Here is a 25,925-nt window from a genome sequence, read left to right on the forward strand (position 1 = left end):
CGTGTTGTCCTGCTGCGCACCAAATCGCCCGCTGATTCATGCGCAGCGGGCAAGCCTGTGCGGCGCGCGCGAATCAATGCGCGGCGGTGTTCAGCCTGGGGGGTGCCGCGCTGCGTACGTGTTGTCCTGCTGCGTACGTGTTGTCCCGCTGCGTACGTGTTGTCCTGCCGCGTACGTGTTGTCCTGCTGCGCACCAAATCGCCCGCTGATTCATGCGCAGCGGGCAAGCCTGTGCGGCGCGCGCGAATGAATGCGCGGCGGTGTTCAGCCTGGGGGGTGCCGCGCTGCGTACGTGTTGTCCTGCTGCGCACGAGTTGTGCAGCTGCGCACGAGTTGTGCAGCTGCGCACGAGTTGTCCCGCCGCGCACGAGTTGTGCAGCTGCGCGCGGAATCGCTAGCAATCTCGTGCGCGGCTTGCGAAAAGGTGCGCGGGGCCGTCTAGGCCGGCTTCTCCGTGATGAAGATGGCGGTGCCGGGGAAGATTTCGCCGCGTAACGGGCTCCATTGGCCCCATTCGCGGTCGAGCCATTCCGGCCAGTCCGGTTCCACGATGTCCACCACCTGCAGCCCGGCCGCGACGATCTCGCGGACTCGATCGCCGACAGTGCGGTGATGCTCGACGTAAGTCGGCTCGCCGTCAGCGTCGACTTCTACATAAGGAGTGCGGTCGAAGTAGGGGATAGTCGCGGTAAGGCCAGCAGGACCGGGGTCGTCGGGGAAGATCCAGCGCATCGGATGGTTCACCGAGAACACCCAGCGCCCACCCGGCCGCAGCACGCGCGCGACCTCGCGCATCACCTGTTCCGAATCGGCGACGAACGGGATCGCGCCGAACGCGGAGCAGGCCAGGTCGAACGATTCGTCGGCGAAGGGCAGCGTCTCCGCACCCGCCTGGATCAGCGGCACCTGTGGTCCGCCCCGTTCCATCGCGGCCCGGCCACGTTCCAGCATCCCCATCGATAGATCGAGCCCGACCGGATGCGCCCCTTGCCCGGCCAGCCAGCGCGCGCACGGCGCCGACCCGCAGCCGATCTCCAAGATCCGCTTACCGGCGACCTCGCCGAGGAATCGCATATCGCCCTCGTGCAGCCCCTCCGGGCACCAGACGAATTCGCCGTCTGGGGAATCGACACCGAGGAAATCGGCATGCGTCTCGTGGTACTGGCCCGCGTCGGCATCCCACCAGCGGCGGCTGGCTTGCTGACTAGCGGCGGAGCCGATCCGGGTGCGCGCGGTACCCGCGGTTCCGAGCAGTGTGTTTGCCTCTGCATGGCGATCTTCCGACACGCCGCCAGCGTATCCCGGCGTGGCGGCCGGACCGGTTTGCCCGGCTGGACCAAGGTCGCGTACGCTGAACGCGCGAGTGCCTTAGGTACAGCCGTACCGGAGTCAACCACCCGTGCTGAGTTTCACGTGCGTTACGTGCGGTACGTTCCTAGTGTCCGTCTTCACACCACCGCGGTGAATTCGCCAGCGTACCGAAAGTTCCAATGTCCGCAACCGACCACAATCCGTCCGGAGCAAACCGACATATGCCCACCACCGTCACCTCGCCGCAGGTAGCCGTCAATGACATCGGCTCCGCCGAGGATTTCCTCGCCGCCATCGACGCCACGATCAAGTACTTCAATGACGGCGACATCGTCGAAGGAACCATCGTCAAGGTCGACCGCGACGAGGTCCTGCTCGACATCGGTTACAAGACCGAAGGCGTCATCCCTTCCCGCGAACTCTCCATCAAGCACGATGTCGACCCGAATGAGGTCGTTTCCGTGGGTGATGAGGTCGAGGCTCTTGTTCTCACCAAGGAGGACAAGGAAGGCCGCCTGATCCTGTCGAAGAAGCGGGCTCAGTACGAGCGCGCGTGGGGCACGATCGAGGAGCTCAAGGAGAAGGACGAGGCCGTCAAGGGCACCGTCATCGAGGTCGTCAAGGGCGGCCTGATCCTCGACATCGGCCTCCGCGGCTTCCTGCCCGCCTCGCTCGTCGAGATGCGTCGTGTCCGCGACCTCCAGCCGTACGTCGGCAAGGAGATCGAGGCCAAGATCATCGAGCTGGACAAGAACCGCAACAACGTGGTCCTGTCCCGCCGCGCCTGGCTCGAGCAGACCCAGTCCGAGGTCCGCAGCGAGTTCCTGCACCAGCTGCAGAAGGGCCAGGTCCGCAAGGGTGTGGTCTCCTCGATCGTCAACTTCGGTGCCTTCGTGGACCTTGGCGGCGTCGACGGCCTGGTGCACGTCTCCGAGCTGTCCTGGAAGCACATCGACCACCCGTCCGAGGTTGTCGAGGTCGGCACCGAGGTCACCGTCGAGGTGCTCGACGTCGACCTGGATCGCGAGCGGGTTTCGCTGTCGCTCAAGGCGACTCAGGAAGACCCGTGGCGTCAGTTCGCCCGGACCCACGCGATCGGCCAGATCGTGCCCGGAAAGGTCACCAAGCTGGTTCCGTTCGGTGCGTTCGTGCGCGTCGAAGAGGGCATCGAGGGCCTCGTCCACATCTCCGAGCTGGCCGAGCGCCACGTGGAGGTTCCGGACCAGGTTGTCGCCGTCGGCGACGACGCGATGGTCAAGGTCATCGACATCGACCTCGAGCGTCGCCGGATCTCGCTGTCGCTGAAGCAGGCGAACGAGGACTACCACGCCGAGTTCGACCCGTCGAAGTACGGCATGGCCGACAGCTACGACGACCAGGGCAACTACATCTTCCCCGAGGGCTTCGATCCCGACACCAACGAGTGGCTCGAGGGCTTCGACAAGCAGCGCGAAGAGTGGGAAGGCCGGTACGCCGAGGCCGAGCGTCGCCACAAGATGCACACCGCTCAGATGGAGAAGATGGCGGCCGACGCCGCGGCCGAGGCCGCGAACGGTGGCGGATCGTCGAACTACTCCTCCGAGAGTGGCGGTTCGCAGGCAGCGTCCTCCTCGTCCTCCAGCTCGTCCGAGTCGGCCGGCGGTTCGCTGGCCAGCGACGCGCAGCTGGCGGCTCTGCGGGAGAAGCTCTCCGGCAACGCCTGATAGGTACGTGTGACGAAGGCCCCGGTCCAGTGGACCGGGGCCTTCGCCCGTTTCGGGGCCGAGTTGGCCGATGCCGGAGTGGGCTCCCGGTATTCTGAACGGTGATGTCCGATGCCGCGGTAGAGCTTCCGTCCACTTCCTGGGAGCGCAGGAAGATCGAGGCGATGAGCCGGATTCAGCGGGTCGCGCTGGATCTCTTCGACGCGCACGGGTACCGCAACGTGACGATCGAACGGGTCGCCGCCGAAGCCGGAGTATCGCCGAGTTCGGTCTACCGGTACTTCGGCACCAAGGAGATGCTCGTCCTGTACGACGAGGCGGACCCGAAGATCCTGGACGCGATCCGCACTGCGGGCGGGGAAGCCACCGTCGAACCCGCGGACCTGATCGCCGTCGCGCGCATGCTCGTCCCGCTGCTGATCGAATCGCTGCTGACCGAGGAGTCCGAGCATCGGATCCGCCAGCGGCTGCAATATACGGCGGCGGTTCCGGAGATCAGGGTCGGCCAGACCAAGCAGATGCGCGACCTGGAGGATCAGTTCCGGACGCTGTTCGCCGCACGAACCGGCTTCGACGCCAACGATTTACGGGTGCGGATGGGCGCGGCTACCGCGGTGTGGGGCTGCGTGGCGGCGCTGGACCATTGGGCCGGAACGGGTTTCGCCGGACGGTTGAAGGACGTCTACACCGAGGCCATCGGATCGATCATCGACCAGATCGAGCTGATGTACCGCTAGGCGCGCGGCCCACCCGCAGCTTCGGTAGCCACCAGTTCCAGCGGCCGAACAGCCGCATGAACGCGGGCACCAGCACCAGCCGGACCAGCACCGCGTCGATCGCGATGGCGACGGCCAGTGCGAAACCGATCTGCTCGAGCTCCAACACATTCGCGGTCACGAAGCTGGCGAAGACGGCGACCATGATCGCGGCGGCCGCGGTGATCGGCCGCGCTGTGCGCTGTAGTCCATCGGCGACCGCCGCCGCGTTGTCGTGATGGATGTCCCAGTGTTCCTTCATCCGGCGGATGAGGAACACCTCGTAATCCATCGACAGCCCGAACAGCACCGCGAAAACCAGCATCGGCAAATAGATCTGGAGAAATCCGGTGCTGTGGAACCCGAGGGCGGATTCGCCGACGCCGTGCTGGAACACCGCGACCGTAATGCCCAGCGCCGCACCGGTGGCCAGCAGGTTCAACAGAATTGCCTTGAGCGCCAGCACAATACTGCGGAACGCGACAATCAGGAAGGCGAGTGAGACTGCGAGTACCAAGGCGATCACCCACGGGAACCGACCGGTAATCCGTTGGGACACATCGACGAACAGCGCCGTCGTGCCGCCGATCTTGACCTCCGCGCTGCCGAGAGCTGCTGCGCGGGCGCGCAGATCGGTGACCAGGGCGGTGCCGGCGGTCGAGCCGAAGGCCGCGCGGGGGACGACAGCCGCGAACATCCGGCCGTCCGCGTACTGCGGCAGCACGGTCGCGATCCGATCATCGTGCGAGAGTTGGCCGAGGAACCGGTCGGCCTCCGCGCGCGCGTCGCTGGTCAACGGCGACCCGTCCGCGCCGGTCGCGACCACCTCGATCGGCGCGAGCAGGCCGGGGGTGAAGTTCTGTTCGACCAGCGCGATCGCCTGCCCGGACGGGCGGTCGGTGAGTGCCTCGGTCCCGACGTCGACGCCATAGCGCAGGCCGGTTAACGGTGCCGCCGCCACGAGCAGGAGCGCGACGCCGACCACGCCGAACAGCACGGGCCGCGCCATCACGGTGTGCGCCCATCGCGCCCAAGCACTCGAACCTGTCGTCGAGCGGACCTCCGCCGGACGCATCCGCGCAGGCAGCGCGCCGCGGTTCACGGCCGGGCCCAGCGTCGCGAGCAGCGCGGGTAGCAGGGTGAACGCGCCGGTCATCGTCGCGATCACCGCGGTGACCACTCCGATCGCGATCCCGTTCAACATCGGCAACCCGACAACGGCGAGCGAGCACAGCGAGATCATCACGATTAGCCCGGACGCGAGGACCGTCCGTCCGGTGGTGTCCATCGCCGCGCCGACGGCCTGCTGAATGGCGTTGCGGTCCTGGCGGTTTCGGACGCCGCGGCGGGTCAGCTCCTCGTTGAACCGGCTGACGATGAACATCGCGTAGTCGATCGCGGTCCCCGTGGCGATCATCGTCGCCACCGAAAGCACCAGGGAGTCGAAGGCGAGGAAGGTGGTCAGCCCGAACAGCGCGCCGACCGCTATCGCGATGCCCGCCGCGGTCACGGTGATCGGCAGCAGCGCGGCGGTCACCGCGCCGAGCGCCAGCACCAGCAGCACGGTCGCCACCGGGATGCCGAGCGTTTCGGCGCGCTGCAGATCGCTCGTCTCGATCTGCATCATCTCGGCCTGAATCGGCGCATACCCGGTGAGCATGACCTTGGTATCGTCGCCGGCCTCGGTCTCGATGGCGGTCCGCAATCCCTGCACGACCCGCACTCGCTCCGAGATGTCACCGTCCACGCCGACGATGCCGAACGCGGTGTGCCGATCGGCGGATATCTGAGCGGCATTGCCGTCGAACGGCCCGATCGCCCCGGCGATGCCCGAGGTCTGCCTGGCGATGCCGATGGTCCGATCGATCGTCGCGCGGTACGCCGGAGTATCGACGGTGCCATCGGCCGAGTGGAAGACGATCAGGTCCTGTTCGATGCCGAACTGGGAGAAGTGTTCCGCGACAAGCTGATCCACCGCGACCGAATCGGATCCCGGCACCGAGTAGTCGGGCGTCCCGAGTCGCGTATGCAACGCCGGATACGCCGCGCCACCCACCACCACAAGCAGCAGCCAAACCCCCAGCACAACCTCGCGATGCCTGGCCATCGCAACACCCCACCGCCCGGCCGCACCCCACCGCACCTCACGGTCGGGCGGTTCCTGCCGCTCGAGGACAGTGGGTTGTGCCATGAACCCTCCAAGGTTTGCTATCTGACAGTCACTATCAGGTGCTGTCGCTCAGCATATGAATACAGAGGGAAAATTAGCAAGGGACTATCAGATATCCATGTCAGCCGCACACCCTCTGATTTCTCGCACCACGACTCACCGACCTGACACCCGTGCGTGTGCCAGAAGGCGTGCGTCTGCGGCAGTGGATGCGGCTCGGTGCTTCCCGTGCGACAGCCATCGGCGAGGCTGCTGGCCCAGGCGTGAGGAGCTGTGCCGCTCGGGGTGGTCTGCCCAGTAGTCCATGCCGGCGACCTCGTCAACCTCTAACCGGCCACTTGGCGTTCGAAGCATCCTCTTGAGCTTGCACCCCACCTGACGTGCTCAGCGCTATCGGGTCATTCCCTTGGACGGGTATACCTATCCGGGCAAGTGCACCTAGGGATTTCCCAAGGTGAGCAGCTCAATGAGCTGAAGACCGTTCCCCGTTTTCCTGTGAGTAGTGCTGGGCGCGTCGTGTGCCGTACCCGGCTTTAGGTGCACGTCAGGCGCGCGGTGTCGCGTTGTGGAGGTGGTCATCTGGCTGTGGTTGCGTTACAAGCGCTTTGGACAACAGCGGGTGGTCGGTGACGGTTTGGTGGTCGATCAGTCCCGTGAGGTGGTCGGTGGCGGTTTTGGTGGTCGATCAAGTCCCGCGAGGTAGTCGGTGGCGGTTTTGGTGGTCGATCAGCCCCGCGAGGTAGTCGGTGCGGCTTTGGTGGTCGATCAGGCCCGCCGGGTGGTCCGGGGGGCGGTGTGCCCGAGGATCTGCACTCTGTCTCGGGATCTGCACTCGGAATAGGGCCCTAAAGTCTGGCGGATTCAGGTCCCGAGTGAGGGTGCGGATTCTGCTTTTGGCTGGGTGCGGTGGGGGTGCTGAGCACTCGTGGCGGGTGCGGTACCCGGTTTCGACCACGGATCCGCGCCCTCTCTCGGAATCCGCCCGGCGCTGGCCTTGGTCCGGGTGCGGGACCTCGACACGGGGTGCGGATTCTGCTGTTCGCGTGGGGGATTGGCGGCCGCTTACCCTTTGTGTGACCCGCTCGCCCGGTATTCGCCCGCTGCCAGGATGTTCGTGAGACGCATCGTGGTGGTGGGTGTGGGGTTCGGGCGTGGTCGCGAGTTGCGGTGGGTGCATCAGAAGGCATGTGGCTGCGGGCTTGGGCTACATTGTCGCGGGGTGTCGGCAAAGGCGCGAGGCGGTGGGTGTGCATGGCCGTGGAGCTAGTGCTTCCTTGGGATCTCTGGTCGCGGTATCGGCCGCATGCCTTCTGATTTCGCCCGCCCTGACTTGCCGGGCCGCCACGCGTGCGGATGTCAGAAGACGTGCGTCTGCGACAGTGGTGCTACTTGCTGCAAGGTGTCTGGCTGAAGTCGGTGGCGGTCAGTACAGACGGGCGCCACACTGGCTGCAGTGTCAGCGGCACATCTGCCGATTGAACACGGTGACTCGCCGCGCTGACACGCCTGCAATTCCGGGTGCGGCAAGTCGAGGTGTGCTGCTGCTTTGGGGATTATGCATCGAGTCGAGTCATATGGTCGCTTCCGAAGATCGTTTAACGACCATATGACTCGACTCGATGCTCGCGGCGTCGGTGCGGCCGTTGATCCGGTGTGAGTGTGACGCTCATCAGGGCCACAGGGGATCTGCAGATCGGCGGCACGTCCGCGACTGTGCTAGTAGAAAGCGCCGAAGTCGGTTCTCGGGGTTGCGCTTCCGCTTCTGACGGCGGACTGGCCGAGGCGGCGGGAGGGCTTGGTTGTGCCGCGGTTTACCTGCGGTGTGGTTGTTGGTGGTTTGGGCGGGGCTATGCCTTGGGCGGTGGTGAGGGCGACGACCTGGATTTGCTCCAGGCGCAGGCCGAGTCCGGCGAGGCGGGCGATTACGCCGAGGCGATGTTCCGGCAGGCCGGGGCGGATCGGCAGCGGGTCCCGGCCCAGCCTGCGCAGGACGAAGGTTCTGCGTTCGGCGTCGAACTCGATCGGCGCACCGTCGCGCACCGCGCGGTAGGCGTCGAGATCGAGGTCGTTGTGCCGAACCGGGTCGATCATCAAGGCCTCGATCAGCCGTTCCGCATGCGCGAGGCGCATGTCCCGGTCCGGTGGGTCCAGGTATTCCACCCGCTGGGCGACCCGCCACCGATATCCCTCGGCGGCGGATCGCAGCAGGTGCCGATGCCGTTCGATCTCAGCCGCCAGCTCAACCAGCCGGTCGACATCGATGGACATCGGGTCACGCGGGTCGGGCATCGAAGCTGGAACGTCAGGCATTGCGCCTCCTCGGTCGAGTTGCCAATTACGTTGGGCAACAACTCGATCGACGTCCGACCTGGTTTCTATTGTGGCAGAGGGGTACGACAGGTTTCAGTAGCCGACGGTGAAGCGGCGCTGGATGTAGCGCGGCTGCTCCACCTCGTCGAGCAAGGCGACGGCGAGATCCTCGGCGGAGATATCGTCCCCGCCGAGGAGCACCTGATCGCCGCCGACGCGGAAGCGACCCGTGCGCGCACCGGGGTTGACCCGGCCTGACGATGGACTGAGATAGGTCCAGTTGCGGTTGGACAGCCGATAGACATTCAAGGCCGACCGCAGCTCCCGCACCACTTCGATGTATTCGGCGGGCACCTCGAGGTCCTCGGTGAGGGTGCGGACGAACGCCGCACCGGTATCGACCAGCTGCCGCCCGGGCGCGATCTCCAGGCTGCCCGCACCGCCGACGATGATCACCCGAACCCGCGGCTGCTGTTCGAGCGCGCCGACCATCGCCTCTGCCCCGACAATGAAATCGCCTGCGTTGGAGATGGTGTCGGCGATGCCATGTCCGGCATTGACTGCGCTGATCACCACATCCAGACCGGCGATCGCCGCCGCGATGCTGTCGGCGTCGAGCCAATCGGCGACCTGCCAGGCCATCTTCCCACGCTCGGCGGGGAACCGAGCGGCGTCCCGGGTGAACGCGGTCACCCGATGTCCGCGCTGTATTGCCTCGGTGACCGCACGACTGCCGATGACACCTGTCGCGCCGAAAATCCCGATATCCACGATCCACTCCTACGCACTGTTCAATTACTACACACCGTTCAGTAACAGCACGGTAGATAGTAGCCAAACGCTGTAGAGTGTCAACCGTGGTGGAGGTCGTGAAGAGTCGCAGAGAGCGCATGCGTGCGCAGGCATCCGGTGAAATCAAGGCCATTGCGCTGCGGTTGCTGGCGGCGGGCGGTCCCGATGCGATCTCCTTGCGTGCCATCGCCCGCGACATGGGCATGACCGCGGGCGCCATCTACGGCTACTACGCGACCCGCGACGACCTGATCACCACGCTGATCTCCGACGTCTACACCGCCCTGGTCGACCGGGTCGAGGCCGCGCGCGACGCGGTGCCCGTCGAGGACCCGGCCGGGCGGATCGTGGCCTGGGGCGAGGCCGTGCGCGACTGGGCGATCGCCCACCCCGCGGAGTTCCGGCTCATCTACGGCGACCCCGTACCGGGTTACCAGCCGCCGCCGGGTGGTCCCGCCGTGGCCGCCGAATTGCGCGCCTGCACCGGCCTCGTCGGCTTGACGGCCGCCGCGTGGCCGCACGCGGCGAAGCGTCAAACCATCAGCGACACAACATGGTCCGAATTCGATCCGGGCCTCGTCGAACATGTCCGCGCGGATTTTCCTGATCTGTCACCCGCCGCCCTTGGCCTCGCACTGCGCATGTGGGGCCGCATGCACGGCCTGATCGCGCTCGAGGTCTACGGCCACCTGGTGCCCCAATCCCGCGACCCTGCAAAGCTTTTCCACACCGAGATGCTGGACCTGGTCTGTTCGCTCGGGTTGTAGTCCGTGAGTGATCTGGTTGCTACCGCCGGGAAACTGGCCCCGGTGGCGCTGGTTTTCGGTGCCGGCGTGGTCTTCGCCCGGCGCAAGATCATCGGGGCCGAGGTGTCGAAGGCGTTCTCCGAGTTCGCCTTTCTGTTCGCGATCCCGTGCTATCTGGTCGGCTCGCTCTACTCGAGCGATCTGGGGCGGCTGTTCGATCCGCGGGCCATCGCCGCGTATCTGGTGACCGCGATGCTCGGCATGATCGCCGTCGGGTGCTGGTCGCGGCGGGTGACCGGGGCCGACGCGCGGGGGGTGGCTCTGCGGATCATGGCCGGCGTGCAGGTGAATACGACCTACTTCGCCATTCCGGTGTTCGTGCTGCTGTTCGGTGATGTGGCGCCGATCTTCCCGATCATTCTGCTGCAGGTCTGTGTGCTCACCGTCGTCGTGATCGCGGTGATGGAATTCGGTGCCGCACAAGATGATCCAGAAAGACCGGCGAGTGGTGCGGTGCTGCGCGGGGTGCTTGCGGCACTGGCGACCCCCATCGTCGTGGCCTGCTATCTCGGGATCGCCGCGAACGCCGCCGAGGTGCCGGTGCCGCGCTGGCTGCTGGACGCGCTGTCGTTCGCCGGCAACGCCGCCGCACCTATTGCCTTGTTCGCGCTCGGCCTGCACCTAGGCGGAACGGGCCTGCGGTTGCGCGGCTCGCTGCGCGACGAATACGCGCTGATCGTGTTCAAATGCCTGGCTTTCCCACTGCTCGCGCTGCTGATCTGCAAGTACCTCTTCGGTATTCACGGCACCTGGCTGACCTACCTGGTCCTGATCGCCGCCATGCCCGCGCCGCAAAACCTGTTCATCTTCGCCCAGCGCTACGACACCGACGTGGACCTGGCCGCGTCGGTCGTCGCCAAGACGTCGCTGGCGGCGCTGCTGCTATTGCCTGTGTGGTTGCTGGTCGTCCGGTCGTAGCTCACAGCCCGAGATAGCCGACGGTGGCCGCGAACATGATGCCGGTGAACAGCGGCCAGAACAGGATCTTCGGCCCCAGGTTGTCGCGCCAGGTGATGGCCTTGCTGAAAGCGCCGTGCAGCAGCATCGTGGCGTTGAGCGCGACGAGCAGTGTCATCACGTACAGCGTGAAGTACCAGTACTCGATATAAGAGATGCCCGCGGAACCGATCTCCGATCGCGCCGCGTTGTCGTTGACCGCGACCACGAGCACGGTGGACACCGAGAAGGTGATGATCGCGAAGGCGGTGAAGCCGGAGATCGGCCGCCGGTCGGGATCGGTGGTGATCACGAACAGCGAGAGGAACATCAGCACGGCGAGCAACAGCACCGGGACGATCCGACCGAGCAGCGGGCCGAGCAGGCCGCGGCTGACGCCGACATTGAAATACAGCTCGTCGGTGTTGGCCAGGCCGGGATGGGCCAGCATGCTGTAGGCCTGGTGATTCAGGCTCCACACCGTGTAGTCGGGCTCCCAATCGCCGAACACCAGGCCGGGGTCCAAGCCGTTGAGCGCGTGTGCGTCCCACGGCGGGAACGATTCGAACGAGGGCACCAGCTGGACCTGGTGGATCATGTCGACCGGGCGCATCCGTAGCCAGATGTCCTGGTGATCCAGCGGATAGTCCGCGTAGTCGAACTGCTGCCGGATGACCGTCGAGAACGACCAGACGACCACGCGCCACGCCCCGAGCGGGTACTCGAAGACCTTTTTCGGGCAGTGCGGGTCCTCGGCCTCCAGCAGCTGGACGCCCAGCTCGATATCCGCCGGAAAGTCGGCGGGTATGTGTTGCCAGATATGCCCGGTGGCCTTGATGTTGTGCGCGTTGACGAACTGCAGTGAATTGACCAGCACGCCGGTGGACAGCCGGGGGACCGCCTGATCCTGCGGAAGATGTGGCGTCACAGCAGCTTCCGCCTCGGCGTAGCTGGACACCGTGGTGCCGATCTCCGCGACCGGAGCGTGCCTGCTGCCCGCGTGCGTCCAGGAGTAGACGGTGCCCGTGGCGAGCAGCAGGGACACGGCGATGGCGGCGAGCCACAGCAGCAGCTTTCCCTTCGGCACCAAGCGTTCCCTGATCGGCACAGCCAGGAGATTAGCTCAGGATTAGCCATTGGCTCGGTATCCACCCCTTCGGCGGGTATGTCGTGCCCGGCTCGGTGCATGTGTCCGATTTCACTGATAATGCTAATGAAAATCATTACCAATAGTTTACGATGCTGGCATGGCTTTATTTCGGATCGGGATGTGTGCTGCGGCAACGGCATTCGTAGTCGGGTTGACGGCGTGTTCGACGCCGGGGCAGAACACGGGGGATCCTGAGCAGTTCGTGGTGATCGATACCGAGGAACTCAGCGACTTCAGTCCGCTGCTCGGGCAGGGGAAGAACGGGGAGTCGAAGATCTTCGAGAGCCTGTATCGGGTGGAAGAGGGGGTAACTGAGCGGATACCGACGGCGGTTCCGGTGCTCGCGGTAGGGCCGCCGGAGCCGGTGGACGGGGATCTGTCGCGGTGGCGGGTGAATACCCGAACCGGTGTGACCTTTTCGGATGGAACTACGTTCGGTCCGGAAGACGTTGTCGCGACCTATAACTCGCTGATCGATCCGGCTTTCGCCGCCCCGATCGCCGCGGACTACGACTTCCTGCGCACCACCAAGCAGACCGGGCCGAACACCGTCGAGTTCGAATTGACCGGCGCTTATGCCGATTTCGACCATCGACTGTTCCTGGCGATCGCCCCGGCGGAGGCGTTCGCGCGGCCGGGGCCCGCCGACCGGGCCGAGCTCAATCGGCATCCGATCGGGACCGGGCCGTATGTCCTCGCTGAATCCCGGCCGGATCAGGTGGTGCTCACCGCACGTGACGACTACTGGGGTGAACGAGCACGAGTGCGCAAGTTCGTCATTCGCCGCGCCGACGACGACAACGCCAGGGCAAGCCAGCTGCGTGACGGCGCCGACGGGACGGTGCTGCCTCCGGAGTTGGCACAGGCCGCGGCCAAGGACGGCTACTGGGTCGTCCCCGCGGTGGCGAACGATTGGCGCGCAATCACTTTGCCGTCCGGCAACCCGGTGGCGGGCGACCCGGCGGTCCGCAAGGCGTTGAACTTCGCCGTCGACCGGCAGGGAATGGTCGACCATATTCTGGGCGGTCACGGTGCTCCCATGTCCACCCTGGTCGGTCAGGTGTACGGCGATACCTACGATCCGGCACAGGATTTCGGCTATGACCGGGCCGAGGCCGGGCGAGTGCTCGACAGTGCGGGCTGGCGCGTCGGTGCGGACGGCATCCGCGAACGCGACGGGCATCGGGCCGCCTTCGAGATCGCTTACTACCCAACGGAAGTGCTGCGTCGTGACCTGACGATGGCGGTGGTGTCCGATGCGAAGAAGGTGGGCATCGAGATCACCCCGGTTGCCGTCGACAAGCAGCGGATGACGCCGGACTACTTGGCGCACACCGCGTTCCTGCTTGGCGGTGGCGGCCAGCCGTACACGGTCGACAGCCAGCTCTACACCAAACTCCACTCCCGCTACGCCGCACCCGGCGTCGGATCCAAGTGGGACAACGCCTCGGATTACGCGAACCCGAAGATCGACCAGCTGCTGGATGCCGCGCGCGGGGAAGCGAATCCGCAGCGGCGGACCGAGCTGTATCGACAGGTCCAGGCCGAATACCATCGCGACCCGGCGATGCTGGCGTTGGTCACCACGAACCACGTCTATGTGTTGCGCGACAACGGTTGGCGGATCACCCCGACCGCGCTCGAACCGCACTCGCACGGCGTCGCGTGGGGGCCGTGGTACGGGCTCGCCCGCTGGACCCGTTGATGGGTGGCAGAGCAGGCAGGCTGATCGCTCGGCGGCTCGCCGTGGCCGTTCCGCTGGCCGGACTGGTCTCGCTGGCGGTGTTCGCGCTCGCCGCGGCCAGCCCGTTCGACCCCCTCGACGAGTACCTGGGTGCACACGGGGACGGATTCACCGAGGTGCAGCGGGCGGCGTTGCGGGAGCGACTCGGGTTGGAGCGCAACTGGTTCGAGGCGTGGTGGTCGTGGGTCGGTGATCTGGCGCGCGGCGAGTTGGGTGCGTCCCGGTCGTATCGCCAGCCGGTCGCGCAGGTGCTGGCCGAGCGGCTGCCGTGGAGCTTGCTGCTCGGTGTGCTCGGCGGCGTGGTTGCTCTGGTGCTGGCGGCGGTATTCGGCGCGTGGGCCGGGCTGCGGCGCGATGGACTCATCGATCGGACGGTCAGTGCGGCCGCGGTTGTGCTGCAAGCGATTCCACCGTTCGTGTTGGCGCTCGGCGCGGTGCTGCTCTTCGCGCTGACGCTACGTTGGTTTCCCGCTGCGGGATTGACCGATCCCGGCGGCAGCGTGACCGCCGGTTCGACGATCAGGCACCTCGTGTTGCCTGCTGTGCTGCTCGGCGTCACGCAGCTGCCGTGGCTGTTGCTCGGCCTGCGTGAGACGGTGGCCCGCGCCCTCGACAGCGACGCGGTCAAAGGTGCGAAGGCGCGTGGGTTGCCGTGGCGGGTCATCGCCTTTCGGCACGTGCTGCCGGTCGCGATCGTGCCGTTCCTGGCGCTGTGCGGTGCGCGGCTGCCCGAACTCGTGGTCGGCGCCACCGTGGTCGAAACCATCTTCAGCTGGCCGGGATTGGGGTCGGCGACGGTGACGGCCGCACGCAGCGTCGACTTTCCGCTGCTGGCCGTCCTCACGGTGCTGATCACCGCCGTGGTGCTGCTGGGCAACCTGGCCGCCGACGCGGCTGCGGTGCTCATCGATCCGCGGATCGACGCCGATGGGTAGGGCGCGGCCGATGCTGGTGCTCGCGGTCGGCGTGCTGGCAGTCGCGGTGCTGTATGCCGGGCTGGTGCCGTTGCTGCGGCCGGTCGACGACGCGCTGGTGGACTTCTCGATCAGCAGACGGCCGCCGAGCCTCGAATTCCCTTTCGGCACCGACAATGCCGGGCGCGACGTGTTCGTGCGAGTGGCGCAGGGCATGCGGATCTCGCTGCTGATCGCGGCGACCACGGCGGTGGGTTCGGCGGTCCTCGGCGTGCTGGTCGGCGTGAGTGCCGCAGCGTTCGGCGGGTGGTGGGACCGGATCGCGATGCGGCTGGTCGATGCGGTGAATTCGCTGCCGAGCCTGCTGCTCACGCTGCTGATCGTGGCCATGTATCGCGGGTCCGTACTCGCCATCGTGCTCTCGCTGGTGCTCACCCACTGGACCTCGATCGCCCGCGTGGTGCGCAGCGAGGTGCTCGCGCTGCGGCACGCCGAATTCGTGCAGGCGGCCCAGTTGCGTGGTCTGCCGCGGTGGCGGATCGTCCGGCGGCACTTTGTTCCGGTCGCGATGGGGCAGGCACTGGTCGGGGTGGTGTTGCTGATCCCACACGCGATCTGGCACGAGTCGACATTGTCGTTCCTCGGTGTCGGGCTGCCGCCGCAGCGTGCGTCGCTGGGCACGCTGCTGTCCGATGCGCAGGCCTCGATCCTGTTGGGGGACTGGTGGTTGCTGATCTTCCCGGCCGGTGTGCTGGTGCTCGTCACCCTTGCGGTGTCGCTGCTCGGCAGGCACTGGCAGCAGAAAGCCCACGTGCTGCAGGAGGTTGCCGCATGATCGCGAACGGCCGCGCGTGGGACGCCGAATCGACAGTGCGGCAGGAGGTTTCGCTATGACACTCACCCTCCATCAGGTCACGGTGCGGATTCCGCTGGCACCCGGCCGTTCGGTGCATGCCGTGACAGCCGCGGACCTGGTGGTGCGGCGCGGGACCGTACACGGGTTGATCGGGGAATCCGGTTCCGGCAAGTCGATGTTGGCCGCGACGATCACCGGGCTCCTGCCGAAGCGGGCGCACCTGACCGGTGCGGTAGCGCTGGAGCTCGACGATCGGACGCTGACCACCCGGGAGATCTGGCGGTCGCGCGGCCACACCGTGGCATGGGTGCCGCCGTCGGCGATGACCTACTTCACGCCGGTGCGGCGGATCGGGTCACAGCTGGCCGAGACGATTCGGTATCTCGGCGCCGCGCACGATCCGGTCGAACTTCTCGCCCGAGTTGGGCTGGAAGTCACTGTGCTGCAGCAGTATCCACACGAACTGTCCGGCGGCATGGCGCAGCGTGCGGCCATGGCCTTCGCGCTGGCGGGGGATCCGGCGCTGATCATCGCGGACGAACCGACCTCGGCACTCGACGCCGAGCGGGCGGCGGCGATCCTGGGGTTGCTCGGCGACTTCGCCGCAGGTGGCGGCCACGTCCTGCTGGTCACCCACGATCTCACCGCATTGCAGGAGTCCGCGATATGCACCGATGTCTCGGTGATGTACGCGTCCCGGATCGTCGAGTCCGGCAGTGCCGAGACAGTTCTCGACAATCCGGGGGAGCGGTACACCAAAGACCTGCTCGCCGCACTGCCGGAGAACGGGTTGTCGCCCCTGCCGTTCCGCACACCGGAGCTGGTCAATCTGCCCGACGACTTCCGATATGGCACACCATGACTCAACGATCGCTTGCTGCACACCATGTTTCGGCCCACCTTGGCGGGCGTCGGGTACTCACCGATGTGTCCATCGAGATCGGACACGGCGAGGTGGTCGGCCTGGCGGGACCATCCGGCACCGGTAAAACGACTCTCGCGCACGTCCTCTCGGGCCTGCGACGACCGGACAGCGGTCGCGTCACCTGCGACGGTGCGCCCTTGCCGCGGCGAAGGACCGGCCGGATCGCGATGCTGTTCCAGTCGCCACGTCGATCGTGCGATCCCCGCCTGCCGCTGCGTCAATCCATCGCCGAACTCGCCCGCGGACCGGTGGACTGGGACACCCTCGTCGAATCCGTCGGCATGACAGCGGATCTGCTCGACCGATACCCGGCGCAGGTCTCCGACGGCCAACTACAGCGGGCGGCGGTCGCCCGTGTCCTCGCCGCCAAACCCGACTACCTGCTCTGTGACGAGATGACCTCGATGCTCGACCCGGCCACCACCGCCACCGTGGCCCGCACCGTGACCGGCCTGGCCGCCACCGGTGTCGGGGTGCTGTTCATCAGTCACGACCTCGCGCTGCTCTCCGTGTGCACGGATCGCGTTGTGCACCTGGGCGACAACCCTTCTCCCGCCGCGGTACCACCGGCCGGGCGTCCTCTCGACATCGGAGTTTTATGAGTAACCCACTGCATATCCTCACTCGCGCCGATCTGGCCGATATCGACCTACCGCCCGCCGAGGTGATCGATCTGGTCGAGGACGGCTACCTGGCGTTCGCGCACGGCGACTCCCGCTGCCCGGTGAAGCTGATGATGCCTATCCCGAAGACCGAGCGCGACGCGGTGTCGTATTCGATGCTCGGCTACGACAGTTCGCTGGAGCACCTCGGATTCAAGACGTCCTATCGGCAGGGCAGCGCGAGCGCGGACAAGTACTACACGACGATCAGCCTGTACGACGACACCACCGGTCTCCCGTTCGCGTTCATGGACTGTCAGCGCGTCGGGGCCGCTCGCACGCCGGCCACCACCGCCATCATCGCGAAACACTGTGCCCGCGAGGGAGCTACCACCGCCCTCATGATCGGCACGGGCATTCAGGGCCAAAACACGTTGCCTTACTTGCTGACCGCGCTGCCGGGACTGGAGAAGCTGCGGCTCTTCGGGACGCATCCCGACGGCATCGCCGAAAGCCTTGCCGCCATGCGCCGCTGGTTTCCGAAGCGGGACATCGAGCTCGTCGACGATGTGCCGTCGGCGGTCGCCGAGTCCGACATCGTTGTCGTCGCCTCCGGGCGGGCCGCGCATCCCAAGGTGCGCACCGAATGGCTGCCGCCGGGCGGACTGCTGATCTCGGTGGCCAGCAAGGGTGTCGAGAGCGGCGCCCTGCGCGCGGCCGACTACGCGATCGCCACCAGCGCCGGGCAACTCGGCGTCACCGGCAGTCGGCTGGCGGGACCGGACGGTCCGGTCATCGACGCAGAACTGCCCGACATCGTGGCCGGAAAAACACACGGACGATCGAGCGACGCAGATCGGGTGTTCGCGTTCGCCAGCGGCATGATCATCACCGATATCCCGGTCGCCCATGCATTGGCCACCCGCGCGGTGGCGGCGGGACGCGGACAGCGGGTGGAACTGTGGTCCTGAACGCCTCGCTGGTCGATCTGCCCGCATTGCCCGCGCTGGAACCGGACTGGCAGCGGCGGGTGCGCGCGGATCGGCAGCTGCTCTTCGACATTCACCACGCGGTCGGCGGCCCGTTCCACGTCGTCTACCCGGAACAGTTCGCCGACAACCTCCGGTCCTTCCAGAAAACGCTTGCCGGACACCGCGTGCGCGGCCAGGTCTACTACGGGAAGAAGGCCAACAAGGCAGGCTGCTGGCTGCCGATCATCGCCGATCTCGACGGTGCCGTGGACGTCGCGAGTGAACCCGAACTGGTGCATGCGCTGGCGAACGGCATTCGCGGCCGCGATATCGGGGTGACCGGTGCGGCGAAAACCGATGGGCTGCTGCGGCTTGCCGCCCGGCACGACTGTGTGGTCGCCATCGACGCACTCGATGAACTGGATCGGGTCGCGGCGATCGCACGGAATGCCGGGTCGGTGCGCATCCTGTTGCGGACGTTGCCGCCGAACGCACCGCACAGCCGATTCGGTTTGTCGGCAACAGATCTCGACACCGCCATCGCGCTGTGTGCGCGACTACGGCCACGGGTCGAGTTGATCGGGTTCTCGTTCCACCTGGATGGCTACGCGGTCGCACCACGTGCTGAGCTTGCCTTCGACCTGATCCGATTGTGCGCCAGGGTGAAAGCGCAAGGTCTACCGCTCACCACACTCTCGATAGGTGGCGGCTTCGCTTGTCGCTACCTCGGTGACGACGACTGGAACGCCTTCGTCACGCACCAGCGCGACGACTGGTTCCACGCCGGAAAGCGGTTCGAGAAGTTCTACCCATACGCACAGGCCCCGACCGGTGCCGACATGCTGGAGGCCATCCTCACGACCGCATTCGAGGGCCACACGTTGGCGAACCACTTGCGTGACAACGACATCCAGCTCTTCATCGAGCCCGGCCGCGCGCTCCTCATCGATGCGGGCTGCACTGTGTTCCCAGTTCTCGGCTACAAGCAGAACGCCGACTACGGCATCACCGCCGTGCACGGTCTGAGTATGAGCGTGTCCGAACAATGGAAGGGCAGCGAATTCCTACCGGACCCGATCCTGGTGCCCCGCAATCTCGATCCGGCAGCGGAACCGATCGCCACCTGCGTCGGCGGTGCCAGCTGCATGGAATACGACGTGCTCACCTGGCGCAAAGTGCCGCTGCCGCAACGCCCCGGCCACGGCGACCTACTGCTGTATCCGAATACGGCGGGCTATCAGATGGACAAGAACGAAAGCGAATTCCACCAACTCCCGCTGCCGCCAAAGGTAGTCATCACACCGCAGGAGGACCGGTTCCAGTGGCGATTGGACAAGTGAACGCGCATGCCGTGCTGCCATTACCGGCCACCACCCAGCTGCCTCGGCGCAGCGAAAACGTCGTCCGCTCCGCCTCCGAACTCATCGGCTCCACCCCGCTCCTCGAACTCATTCGCACCGGCACGGGCACCCGCTTGCTGCTGAAGCTGGAGCAGTTCAACCCGACCGGCTCCGCGAAAGTCCGGATGGCACGCGAGATGGTGCTGCAGGCCGAACGCAGCGGCGAACTGCGTCCCGGCGGCCACATCGTCGAACCCACCTCCGGCAACACCGGCACCGGACTCGCACTGATGGCCCTGGAGCGCGGCTACACCTTCACCGCCGTAGTCGACGGCCACGCCGCCAAGGACAAGCTCCGTGCCATGAAAGCAATGGGTGCCCACCTGGTTTCGGTGGACAGCGGCACCGGCGGCGGCCCGAGCACCGTCGAACGCAGGCGCATCGCCGCCGAGATCGCCGCACGGACCGGCGCCTATCGCCCGGACCAGCACAACAACCCGCACAACAACGCGGGCTACCGCGACCTGGCTCGCGAACTCTTGGCCGACATCGACACCGACATCGAGTACCTCATCGGCGCCGTCGGTACCGGCGGATCCCTCTGCGGCACAGTCGAAGAACTACGCAGGCTCGGCTCTCGGGTCTACGCGCTCGGCGTCGAACCCACCGGCTCCATCATCTTCGGCGGCGCGGGCGGCAGCTACTGGCAGACCGGCGCGGGCAGCCCTGCCGGATTCCCAGTGGGCGGCAACGTGAAATACGACGCCATCGATGAGAACTGCCGAGTCCGCGACGTCGACGCGTTCGCCACCGCGCGGGTGGTGGCCCGCCGCACCGGCATCCTGGTGGGCGGAACCGGCGGCGCCGCAATCCAGGTGGCACTGCGCCGTCTGGTGCATGTGCCGGCGGGCAGCACGGTGATCGTGCTGGTGTGCGACGCGGGAGAGAAGTACCTCGACACCGTGTACGACGACGACTGGCTGCTCGAACGTGGCCTCTACGACCGGGCCGCGCAACAGCGAATCACCAGGCTCTGCCGCGCTTACGACGAATCGGTACGGCTGGCGGCATACGGCGTCGAGCGGGCGGGAGCGTAGGTGAACTTTCGACCGTATCGAGCCATCATCGCGCTGGCCGCCCCGATCGCCGGCATCCAGCTCGCCCAAGTGGCGCTGACCACCGTCGATCTCGCGATGATGGGACTGCTCGGCGTCGCGTCCGTCGCGGCGGGCGGCCTCGCGCTGTTGCTGTACAACCAGCTGCGCACCATGTGTGTCGGCATGATCACCGGTGTCGGAAACCTGATCGCCGAGGCGGTGGGGAGCAGCGAAAAACGCACCGGTCGTGTCGATATCGATGGGCAGGCGCGCGCCGAGATCCGTGGGTTGGTCCGGGCCGCGGCGTTTGTGGCCACGGTGACCTCGACAGCAGGCGCGCTGATCCTGATCACGCTGGGCTATGCGCTGCGTTGGCTCGGCCAGGACCCCGCGGTGCTCGACCTGGCACGCCCGATCATGTGGACGCTCGCGCCCGGCCTGATCCCGATGCTGTGGTTGAACGTGTTGCGGCAGTTCGCCGTCGGCCTCCGCCGGGCAGGTTCACTGTTACGCGTGACGCTGTTGTCGATCGGCGTCAACGCACTCCTGAACGCCCTGTTCATCTTCGGCTGGCTCGGCATGCCGAAACTCGGCCTCGCCGGAATCGGCCTGTCCACCACCCTCGTTCAACTGTGGACGTTCGGTCTCTATCTGCGCACCGTCAAACGCGACCCGCTGCTCGGCGATCTGCTGTCGCTGCGAGCGTGGCAGGCGGACCGGGCAACCATCACGCGAATCGTCCGGATGGGCACCCCGATCTCGTTGACCTACGGTGCGGAAGCGGCGATCACGTCCGTCGCCGCGGTGTTGATGGGCAGCTTCGGTCCGGTGGCGCTGGCCGCGAGCAATATCGTCAACCAGCTGGCCTACATCGTCTACCAGGTCAATATCGGTCTCTCCCAGGGCTCTTCGATCCTGGTCAGCCGGACGATCGGGCAGGGCGACCGGAATGCGGTGGCGGACATCGCCCGCCGTACCTTCGCCATCGGCTTCGCCTTCATGACCGTGATCGGCCTCGGCTACCTGCTGTTCCCCAGTGCCGTTCTCACGCCGTTCCTCGGCGCGCACCAGGACGACACCGCCGTCGTCGCCGCAGCCTCGACCCTGCTGTGGTTCGCGATCGTCCAGCAGTACTGCAAGGGCTCGCAGAACCTGTCCATCGGACTGCTGCGTGGCATCGGAAATACCAAGGCGGGGATGCAGAGCACGCTGATCGGCTATTTCGCGATCGGCGTACCGGCCATGGTGCTCTTCGGGTTCGGTTTCGGCTGGCGCGCGCCGGGCATCTGGCTCGGGCTGTGCCTGGGGTTCGGCGCCACCGCATTGCTGGTGTGGCGCAGGTTTCGGCGCGGCGCCGCCGACTTGGCCACGCCCACGCGGGAATCCGTGGCATCGATCGGGTGAAAGCGGGCAAAACGGGTGAAACACTCAGAACGGTATGATGTTTCGGGCAGCTATCGAGCTACTATCCAGGAATCGTCAACCCGCACCGTGCTTCTGCTCACTTCCCGGCATGCCTAAACGATCTTTCTCTGCGGCGTCGCAGCACGTCGGGTATGGTCGGCGCGGATCGCGAAACTCTGCTCGACAGCCCTGGCGGAAAGGTCGGCCGAAGACATGTGTGCAGCGGGGCCATTCAGTGGGCTCAATCGCAGACAATTCCTAGCGAAGGCGGCGGCGGCCGGTGCGGTGGGCGCGTTGGCCTCGTGGGCCAACCCGATCATCGAGCGGGCCTACGCCGCCGACCCCGCCGGGATGGGTGGACTCGGCGATATCGAGCACTTCGTGTTGCTGATGCAAGAAAACCGCTCGTTCGACCACTATTTCGGCACCCTGTCCGGCGTTCGCGGGTTCGACGACCCGTCGACGGCCTGGCGGCAATACGGCTGGACGCCCGGTGCGGGCCCCGGCCCGGACGGTTATGTGAATCCGTTCCGCCTGGACACCACCCGCGGTGCCTCGCTCGACGGTGAATGCATCAACGACCCGGACCATTCCTGGGAGGGCATGCATCGCTCCTGGAACGGCGGTCGCAACGACCAGTGGATGCCGATGTCGGTCGCCAGCGTCGGCCCGGCCAACGCACCCGCGGCGATGGGTTACTACCTGCCCGAAGACATTCCGATCCACACCGCGCTCGCCGACGCTTTCACGCTGTGCGACAACTACCACTGCTCGGTGCTCGGCCCCACCGATCCGAACCGGCTGTACTGGATCAGCGGAACCATCGACCCGGACGGACTCGCGGGCGGGCCGCTGGTGGAGACCCCCAAGCTGATTCCGCAGCACGTGTACAGCTGGCGCACGTACCCGGAGAACCTGTCCGAGGCAGGCGTCAGCTGGAAGGTCTACAACAATCGCGACGTCGGCCCGCTGTCCTCGGTGATCCTCGACGGCATGCTCGGCTGCTTCACCCAATCATCGGACCCGAACTCGGAATTGGCACGCCGCGGCCTGGCTCCGGTGTACCCCAACGACTTTCAGGCCGACGTCGCCAATGACACGCTGCCTGCCGTCTCCTGGGTGATCCCGTCGCTGCTGAACTGCGAACATCCCGCGCTGCCAGCGGCATTCGGCGCGTTCGGCATCGTGCAGCTGCTCGACATCCTCACCTCGAACCCGAAGGTGTGGGAGAAGACCGCGCTGATCATCAGCTACGACGAGAACGGCGGCTTCTTCGATCACGTCACCCCGCCGACCCCGCCGCCGGGCACTCCGGGCGAGTTCCTCACCGTGCCGCTGGACCGCGTGTCCGCCGCGAAGGGCATCGCCGGTCCGATAGGTTTGGGCTATCGCGTTCCGGCGCTGGTGATTTCGCCGTACACCCGGGGCGGGCTCGTCGCCTCCGAGACCTTCGACCACACCTCACAGCTGCGACTGCTGGAAACCAGGTTCGGAGTGGAGGTGCCGAATGTGACCGCGTGGCGACGCGGCGTCACCGGCGATATGACCTCCACCTTCGATTTCGGCTCGGCACCGAATATCGCGAAACCGGTGCTGCCCGACCCGAAACCGAAAATGGATGCCGCGGTCGCCCAATGCGGCCCGAATATCGCGTTGGGTACGGCGACAACCGGGATTCCCTATCCGGTGCCGCCGAATTCGATGCCGACACAGCAACCCGGTACCCGGCGCAAGCCGAGCGGGTTGATTCGGGCATGAGAGTGGCCCAGCCCTGGCGGGGGCTGGGCCACTTCTCGAACCGGTTCGCGAAGTCTGCGGTCAGCTCGCGGTGGCGGGCACCCACCGGACGGACGGCACGACGGAGCGTTTTCGCATGGCCGCGAAGCTGTGCCGGGCCGGGCTGAGCAGTGCGGTGAACCATGTACGACGGTGTTCGGCCAACGCGGCCGCGACAGCGGGGATGTGGATGCAGTGCACGCCGCCCGCCATACCCAGGCGGTGGCGAGCCGTCTGGTTCATTCTGGTGCCCAATGGTGTTCCTTTGCTTGCTGGTGCTGGCGCTCCGATCGCCAGGGCGAAGATTAGCCGAACGAAAGTGCCACACAGAGTATTTTGCGCAAGTAATTGCCTCGGCGTGTCGGAAAGTTGTCGCCGATGTACCCGGTCCGGCCGGAATTGTTGCGAATTGGTCTCGGCCTCGTCACGGATCGGGCAATTACGGCGGCGACAGGTGGAAACCGCGGCCCGGATGGGTAATCGGGCTGATTGTGCCGCCGTAGTCGAGCGTCGGTCCTTGCGTCACCCGCCGTGGGCGGCGAGCCCGCCGTCGGGCGCGGGATGCGAGACTGGTCGAATGTTGCGGATCGGCCTCACCGGAGGCATGGGAGCGGGCAAGTCCACAGTGGCGCGGATCCTCGCCGACCTCGGTGCGGTGATCGTCGACTCCGACGTGATCGCCAGAGAGGTCGTCGCGCCAGGTACCGAGGGCCTCGCTGCGCTCGTCGCGGCGTTCGGTACCGAGATTCTGGCGGCCGACGGCAGCCTGGATCGACCGGCCTTGGCGGCCAAGGCTTTTGCCGATGACGAATCCCGCGCGACCTTGAATTCGATTACGCACCCGTTGGTCGGTAAACGCACCGCCGAACTCATTGCCGCGGCGCCGGGCGATGCCATTGTCGTGCAAGATATTCCATTGCTGGTGGAGAACGGTCTCGCGCCATTGATGAACTTGGTAATTGTCGTCGATGTCGATGCGGAAATTCGGTTGCGTCGGCTTGTCGAATTCCGTGGCGTTGCCGAAGCCGATGCGCGGGCGCGTATCGCCGCGCAGGCCACCGACGAGCAGCGGCGCGCGGTTGCCGATGTGTTGCTCGACAACAGTGGGGCGCCGGGGGCAATCGAGGGCGTGGTGCGGCAGTTGTGGCTGGAGCGGCTGGAGCCGTTCGAGCACAACCTGCGCACGGGGACGCCCGCGCGTCGGAAAGAGGTACGGGTCGTACCCGCGAACCCGGAGTGGGCCGTGCAGGCACAACGGCTCATCGCGCGGCTGTGGGTGGCGTGCGGCGCGTCCGCATCGCGGATAGATCACATCGGATCGACTGCGGTGCCGGATCTTCCGGCCAAGGACGTGATCGATCTACAGATCACCGTTGCCGGCCTCGCCGCCGCCGACGGGCTGCGAGATGCGTTGGGCGCAGCGGGTTTTCCGGTTCGGCCGGAGGTTACCGAGGACTGCCCGCGACCGATGCCGCAGGATCCGATGGGCACGGACGTCGCGTTGTGGACCAAGCGCTATCACCAGAACGCCGATCCCGGCCGACTCGCCAATGTTCATGTGCGCGTGGCTGGTTCGCCCGGGCAAGAGTACGCGCTGCTGTTCCGTGATTGGTTGCGCGCCGACGCCGACGCGCGTGCCGAATACCTCGAGGTGAAGCGCGCGGCGGAGGCGAAGGCGGCGGGGCTGACAGGCGCGGAGGCGACGGAAGCATATCTGGATATCAAGGAACCCTGGTTCGCCGCTGCCTACCCCCGCATGCTGGCTTGGCGAGATCGGTAGCAGCGCAACAGCTTTGCGAGGCTGCCCCAGTCTTCCGCTACTTCCAGGTCAGCGTGATGCCGCGCTGCTCGAGCCAACTTTCGAGGCGGTAATCGTTGGCGGCGATGCCGTCGATGGTGCTGGTGGCGGTCTCGATGGCGGCCTGGGCCTGGGCGGCGGTGAGCAGGCCGGCCGCGTGCGCGGCGAGCAGCTCGTCGACGTCGAGCAGCTCGGTACCGCGACCGGTGCGCACGATGATGTCCAGATAGTGGTCCACCGACTTCCACCGTTCGGGCGCTACCTGACCGAACTCGCCGAGATCGAGGTAGAAGTCCTGGTCCCGCTGGTGCTCGGGGTGGTAGTGGAAGACGGAGGCGCGCAGCGCCAAGTCGGGCAGTAGCCACGATTCGATGTAGTGGAACTGTTCATGGTCGGAGGTTCGCGCCATGTACAGGCCCCACGGCTCCACGTGGTACTGCTCGACCGGCCGCACGAATCCCTTCGGATCCGTGTTCGTCAGGTCCGCGAGGTCGAAGTACTCGACCTTGGGCCGATGCACGTCAACGGATGGTGCCTGGGTCATGCATTCAGAATCTACCGCCGC

22 protein-coding genes are annotated in these 25,925 nt (G+C 66.3%); 15 read left to right on the top strand and 7 right to left on the bottom strand.

Features of this window, described 5'->3' with window-relative positions:
- Positions 1-438: 438 nt before the first annotated feature.
- Positions 439-1,287: a class I SAM-dependent methyltransferase gene (locus ABZ942_RS39560; protein ID WP_357391379.1), complete on the bottom strand. Its 849-nt coding sequence runs from the start codon at positions 1,285-1,287 to the stop codon at positions 439-441.
- A 245-nt stretch (positions 1,288-1,532) separates the two neighbouring features.
- On the opposite strand from ABZ942_RS39560, the gene rpsA reads away from it, so the two are divergent.
- Together rpsA and ABZ942_RS39570 are read left to right on the top strand one after the other, a co-directional pair.
- A complete protein-coding gene (gene rpsA / locus ABZ942_RS39565; protein WP_357391380.1) occupies positions 1,533-3,014 on the top strand; it encodes a 30S ribosomal protein S1 in 1,482 nt (493 codons plus the stop codon).
- Between the two features lie 104 nt (positions 3,015-3,118).
- A complete protein-coding gene (locus tag ABZ942_RS39570) occupies positions 3,119-3,751 on the top strand; it encodes a TetR family transcriptional regulator (RefSeq protein ID WP_357391381.1) in 633 nt (210 codons plus the stop codon).
- Here the strand turns inward: ABZ942_RS39570 and ABZ942_RS39575 are convergent.
- The 3 genes from ABZ942_RS39575 to ABZ942_RS39585 all read right to left on the bottom strand — a co-directional run bounded on the left by ABZ942_RS39575 (position 3,720) and on the right by ABZ942_RS39585 (position 9,020).
- A complete protein-coding gene (locus ABZ942_RS39575) occupies positions 3,720-5,960 on the bottom strand; it encodes an MMPL family transporter (protein WP_357391382.1) in 2,241 nt (746 codons plus the stop codon). The genes ABZ942_RS39570 and ABZ942_RS39575 overlap by 32 nt on opposite strands.
- Positions 5,961-7,655: 1,695 nt before the next feature.
- Positions 7,656-8,249, bottom strand: a complete 594-nt coding sequence (locus ABZ942_RS39580; protein WP_357391383.1) for a hypothetical protein — start codon at positions 8,247-8,249, stop codon at positions 7,656-7,658.
- Between the two features lie 93 nt (positions 8,250-8,342).
- Positions 8,343-9,020: an NAD(P)H-binding protein gene (locus ABZ942_RS39585; protein WP_357391384.1), complete on the bottom strand. Its 678-nt coding sequence runs from the start codon at positions 9,018-9,020 to the stop codon at positions 8,343-8,345.
- Positions 9,021-9,118: 98 nt separating this feature from the next.
- Between ABZ942_RS39585 and ABZ942_RS39590 the strand changes: the two genes are divergently transcribed.
- Positions 9,119-9,808 carry a TetR/AcrR family transcriptional regulator gene (locus ABZ942_RS39590; RefSeq protein WP_357391385.1) on the top strand — a complete coding sequence of 230 codons (690 nt, stop codon included), beginning with the start codon at positions 9,119-9,121 and terminating at the stop codon, positions 9,806-9,808.
- A gap of 3 nt (positions 9,809-9,811) precedes the next feature.
- A complete protein-coding gene (locus ABZ942_RS39595; protein WP_357391386.1) occupies positions 9,812-10,765 on the top strand; it encodes an AEC family transporter in 954 nt (317 codons plus the stop codon).
- 1 nt (position 10,766) lies between these two features.
- On the opposite strand, the gene ABZ942_RS39600 is transcribed toward ABZ942_RS39595, so the two are convergent.
- Positions 10,767-11,891, bottom strand: a complete 1,125-nt coding sequence (locus tag ABZ942_RS39600) for a hypothetical protein (protein WP_357391387.1) — start codon at positions 11,889-11,891, stop codon at positions 10,767-10,769.
- Between the two features lie 139 nt (positions 11,892-12,030).
- On the opposite strand from ABZ942_RS39600, the gene ABZ942_RS39605 reads away from it, so the two are divergent.
- The 10 genes from ABZ942_RS39605 to ABZ942_RS39650 all read left to right on the top strand — a co-directional run bounded on the left by ABZ942_RS39605 (position 12,031) and on the right by ABZ942_RS39650 (position 23,544).
- Entirely contained in the window at positions 12,031-13,638 is a 1,608-nt protein-coding gene (locus ABZ942_RS39605; protein ID WP_357391388.1) for an ABC transporter substrate-binding protein, read from the top strand.
- The gene (locus ABZ942_RS39610) at positions 13,638-14,612 is read left to right on the top strand and encodes an ABC transporter permease (protein WP_357391389.1); all 975 of its coding nucleotides are present in this window, start codon (positions 13,638-13,640) and stop codon (positions 14,610-14,612) included. The genes ABZ942_RS39605 and ABZ942_RS39610 overlap by 1 nt, the downstream gene beginning before the upstream one ends.
- Positions 14,605-15,426, top strand: a complete 822-nt coding sequence (locus ABZ942_RS39615; RefSeq protein WP_357391390.1) for an ABC transporter permease — start codon at positions 14,605-14,607, stop codon at positions 15,424-15,426. The genes ABZ942_RS39610 and ABZ942_RS39615 overlap by 8 nt, the downstream gene beginning before the upstream one ends.
- A gap of 55 nt (positions 15,427-15,481) precedes the next feature.
- Entirely contained in the window at positions 15,482-16,309 is an 828-nt protein-coding gene (locus tag ABZ942_RS39620; RefSeq protein ID WP_357391391.1) for an ABC transporter ATP-binding protein, read from the top strand.
- 65 nt (positions 16,310-16,374) lie between these two features.
- Positions 16,375-16,974, top strand: a complete 600-nt coding sequence (locus tag ABZ942_RS39625; RefSeq protein ID WP_357391392.1) for an ATP-binding cassette domain-containing protein — start codon at positions 16,375-16,377, stop codon at positions 16,972-16,974.
- Entirely contained in the window at positions 16,971-17,945 is a 975-nt protein-coding gene (locus ABZ942_RS39630) for an ornithine cyclodeaminase (protein ID WP_357391393.1), read from the top strand. Before ABZ942_RS39625 ends, ABZ942_RS39630 begins: the two co-directional genes overlap by 4 nt.
- Positions 17,936-19,285, top strand: a complete 1,350-nt coding sequence (locus ABZ942_RS39635) for an alanine racemase (RefSeq protein ID WP_357391394.1) — start codon at positions 17,936-17,938, stop codon at positions 19,283-19,285. The genes ABZ942_RS39630 and ABZ942_RS39635 overlap by 10 nt, the downstream gene beginning before the upstream one ends.
- Positions 19,267-20,382: a cysteine synthase family protein gene (locus ABZ942_RS39640; RefSeq protein ID WP_357391395.1), complete on the top strand. Its 1,116-nt coding sequence runs from the start codon at positions 19,267-19,269 to the stop codon at positions 20,380-20,382. Before ABZ942_RS39635 ends, ABZ942_RS39640 begins: the two co-directional genes overlap by 19 nt.
- Positions 20,383-21,786 carry an MATE family efflux transporter gene (locus tag ABZ942_RS39645; protein WP_357391396.1) on the top strand — a complete coding sequence of 468 codons (1,404 nt, stop codon included), beginning with the start codon at positions 20,383-20,385 and terminating at the stop codon, positions 21,784-21,786.
- Between the two features lie 213 nt (positions 21,787-21,999).
- Positions 22,000-23,544, top strand: coding sequence for an alkaline phosphatase family protein (locus ABZ942_RS39650; protein ID WP_357391397.1), 1,545 nt, complete (start codon positions 22,000-22,002; stop codon positions 23,542-23,544).
- 60 nt (positions 23,545-23,604) lie between these two features.
- On the opposite strand, the gene ABZ942_RS39655 is transcribed toward ABZ942_RS39650, so the two are convergent.
- A complete protein-coding gene (locus ABZ942_RS39655; RefSeq protein WP_357391528.1) occupies positions 23,605-23,817 on the bottom strand; it encodes a hypothetical protein in 213 nt (70 codons plus the stop codon).
- Positions 23,818-24,139: 322 nt separating this feature from the next.
- Between ABZ942_RS39655 and coaE the strand changes: the two genes are divergently transcribed.
- The gene (coaE, locus tag ABZ942_RS39660) at positions 24,140-25,342 is read left to right on the top strand and encodes a dephospho-CoA kinase (RefSeq protein ID WP_357391398.1); all 1,203 of its coding nucleotides are present in this window, start codon (positions 24,140-24,142) and stop codon (positions 25,340-25,342) included.
- A 37-nt stretch (positions 25,343-25,379) separates the two neighbouring features.
- Here the strand turns inward: coaE and ABZ942_RS39665 are convergent, their stop codons facing one another.
- On the bottom strand, positions 25,380-25,904 hold the full coding sequence (locus tag ABZ942_RS39665; RefSeq protein WP_357391399.1) for a DUF402 domain-containing protein: 525 nt from the start codon (positions 25,902-25,904) through the stop codon (positions 25,380-25,382).
- Positions 25,905-25,925 lie beyond the last annotated feature (21 nt).

This window comes from Nocardia sp. NPDC046473 (assembly GCF_040645995.1).
Classification (GTDB): domain Bacteria; phylum Actinomycetota; class Actinomycetes; order Mycobacteriales; family Mycobacteriaceae; genus Nocardia.

Bases quoted from the DNA above. Each gene is read 5' to 3' on its own strand.
- rpsA (WP_357391380.1), top strand. From the start codon at position 1,533: ATGCCCACCACCGTCACCTCGCCGCAGGTAGCCGTCAATGACATCGGC.
- ABZ942_RS39630 (WP_357391393.1), top strand. From the start codon at position 16,971: ATGAGTAACCCACTGCATATCCTCACTCGCGCCGATCTGGCCGATATC.
- ABZ942_RS39575 (WP_357391382.1), bottom strand. From the start codon at position 5,960: ATGGCACAACCCACTGTCCTCGAGCGGCAGGAACCGCCCGACCGTGAG.
- coaE (WP_357391398.1), top strand. From the start codon at position 24,140: ATGTTGCGGATCGGCCTCACCGGAGGCATGGGAGCGGGCAAGTCCACA.
- ABZ942_RS39620 (WP_357391391.1), top strand. From the start codon at position 15,482: ATGACACTCACCCTCCATCAGGTCACGGTGCGGATTCCGCTGGCACCC.
- ABZ942_RS39580 (WP_357391383.1), bottom strand. From the start codon at position 8,249: ATGCCTGACGTTCCAGCTTCGATGCCCGACCCGCGTGACCCGATGTCC.
- ABZ942_RS39650 (WP_357391397.1), top strand. From the start codon at position 22,000: ATGTGTGCAGCGGGGCCATTCAGTGGGCTCAATCGCAGACAATTCCTA.
- ABZ942_RS39615 (WP_357391390.1), top strand. From the start codon at position 14,605: ATGGGTAGGGCGCGGCCGATGCTGGTGCTCGCGGTCGGCGTGCTGGCA.
- ABZ942_RS39610 (WP_357391389.1), top strand. From the start codon at position 13,638: ATGGGTGGCAGAGCAGGCAGGCTGATCGCTCGGCGGCTCGCCGTGGCC.
- ABZ942_RS39605 (WP_357391388.1), top strand. From the start codon at position 12,031: ATGGCTTTATTTCGGATCGGGATGTGTGCTGCGGCAACGGCATTCGTA.
- ABZ942_RS39665 (WP_357391399.1), bottom strand. From the start codon at position 25,904: ATGACCCAGGCACCATCCGTTGACGTGCATCGGCCCAAGGTCGAGTAC.
- ABZ942_RS39570 (WP_357391381.1), top strand. From the start codon at position 3,119: ATGTCCGATGCCGCGGTAGAGCTTCCGTCCACTTCCTGGGAGCGCAGG.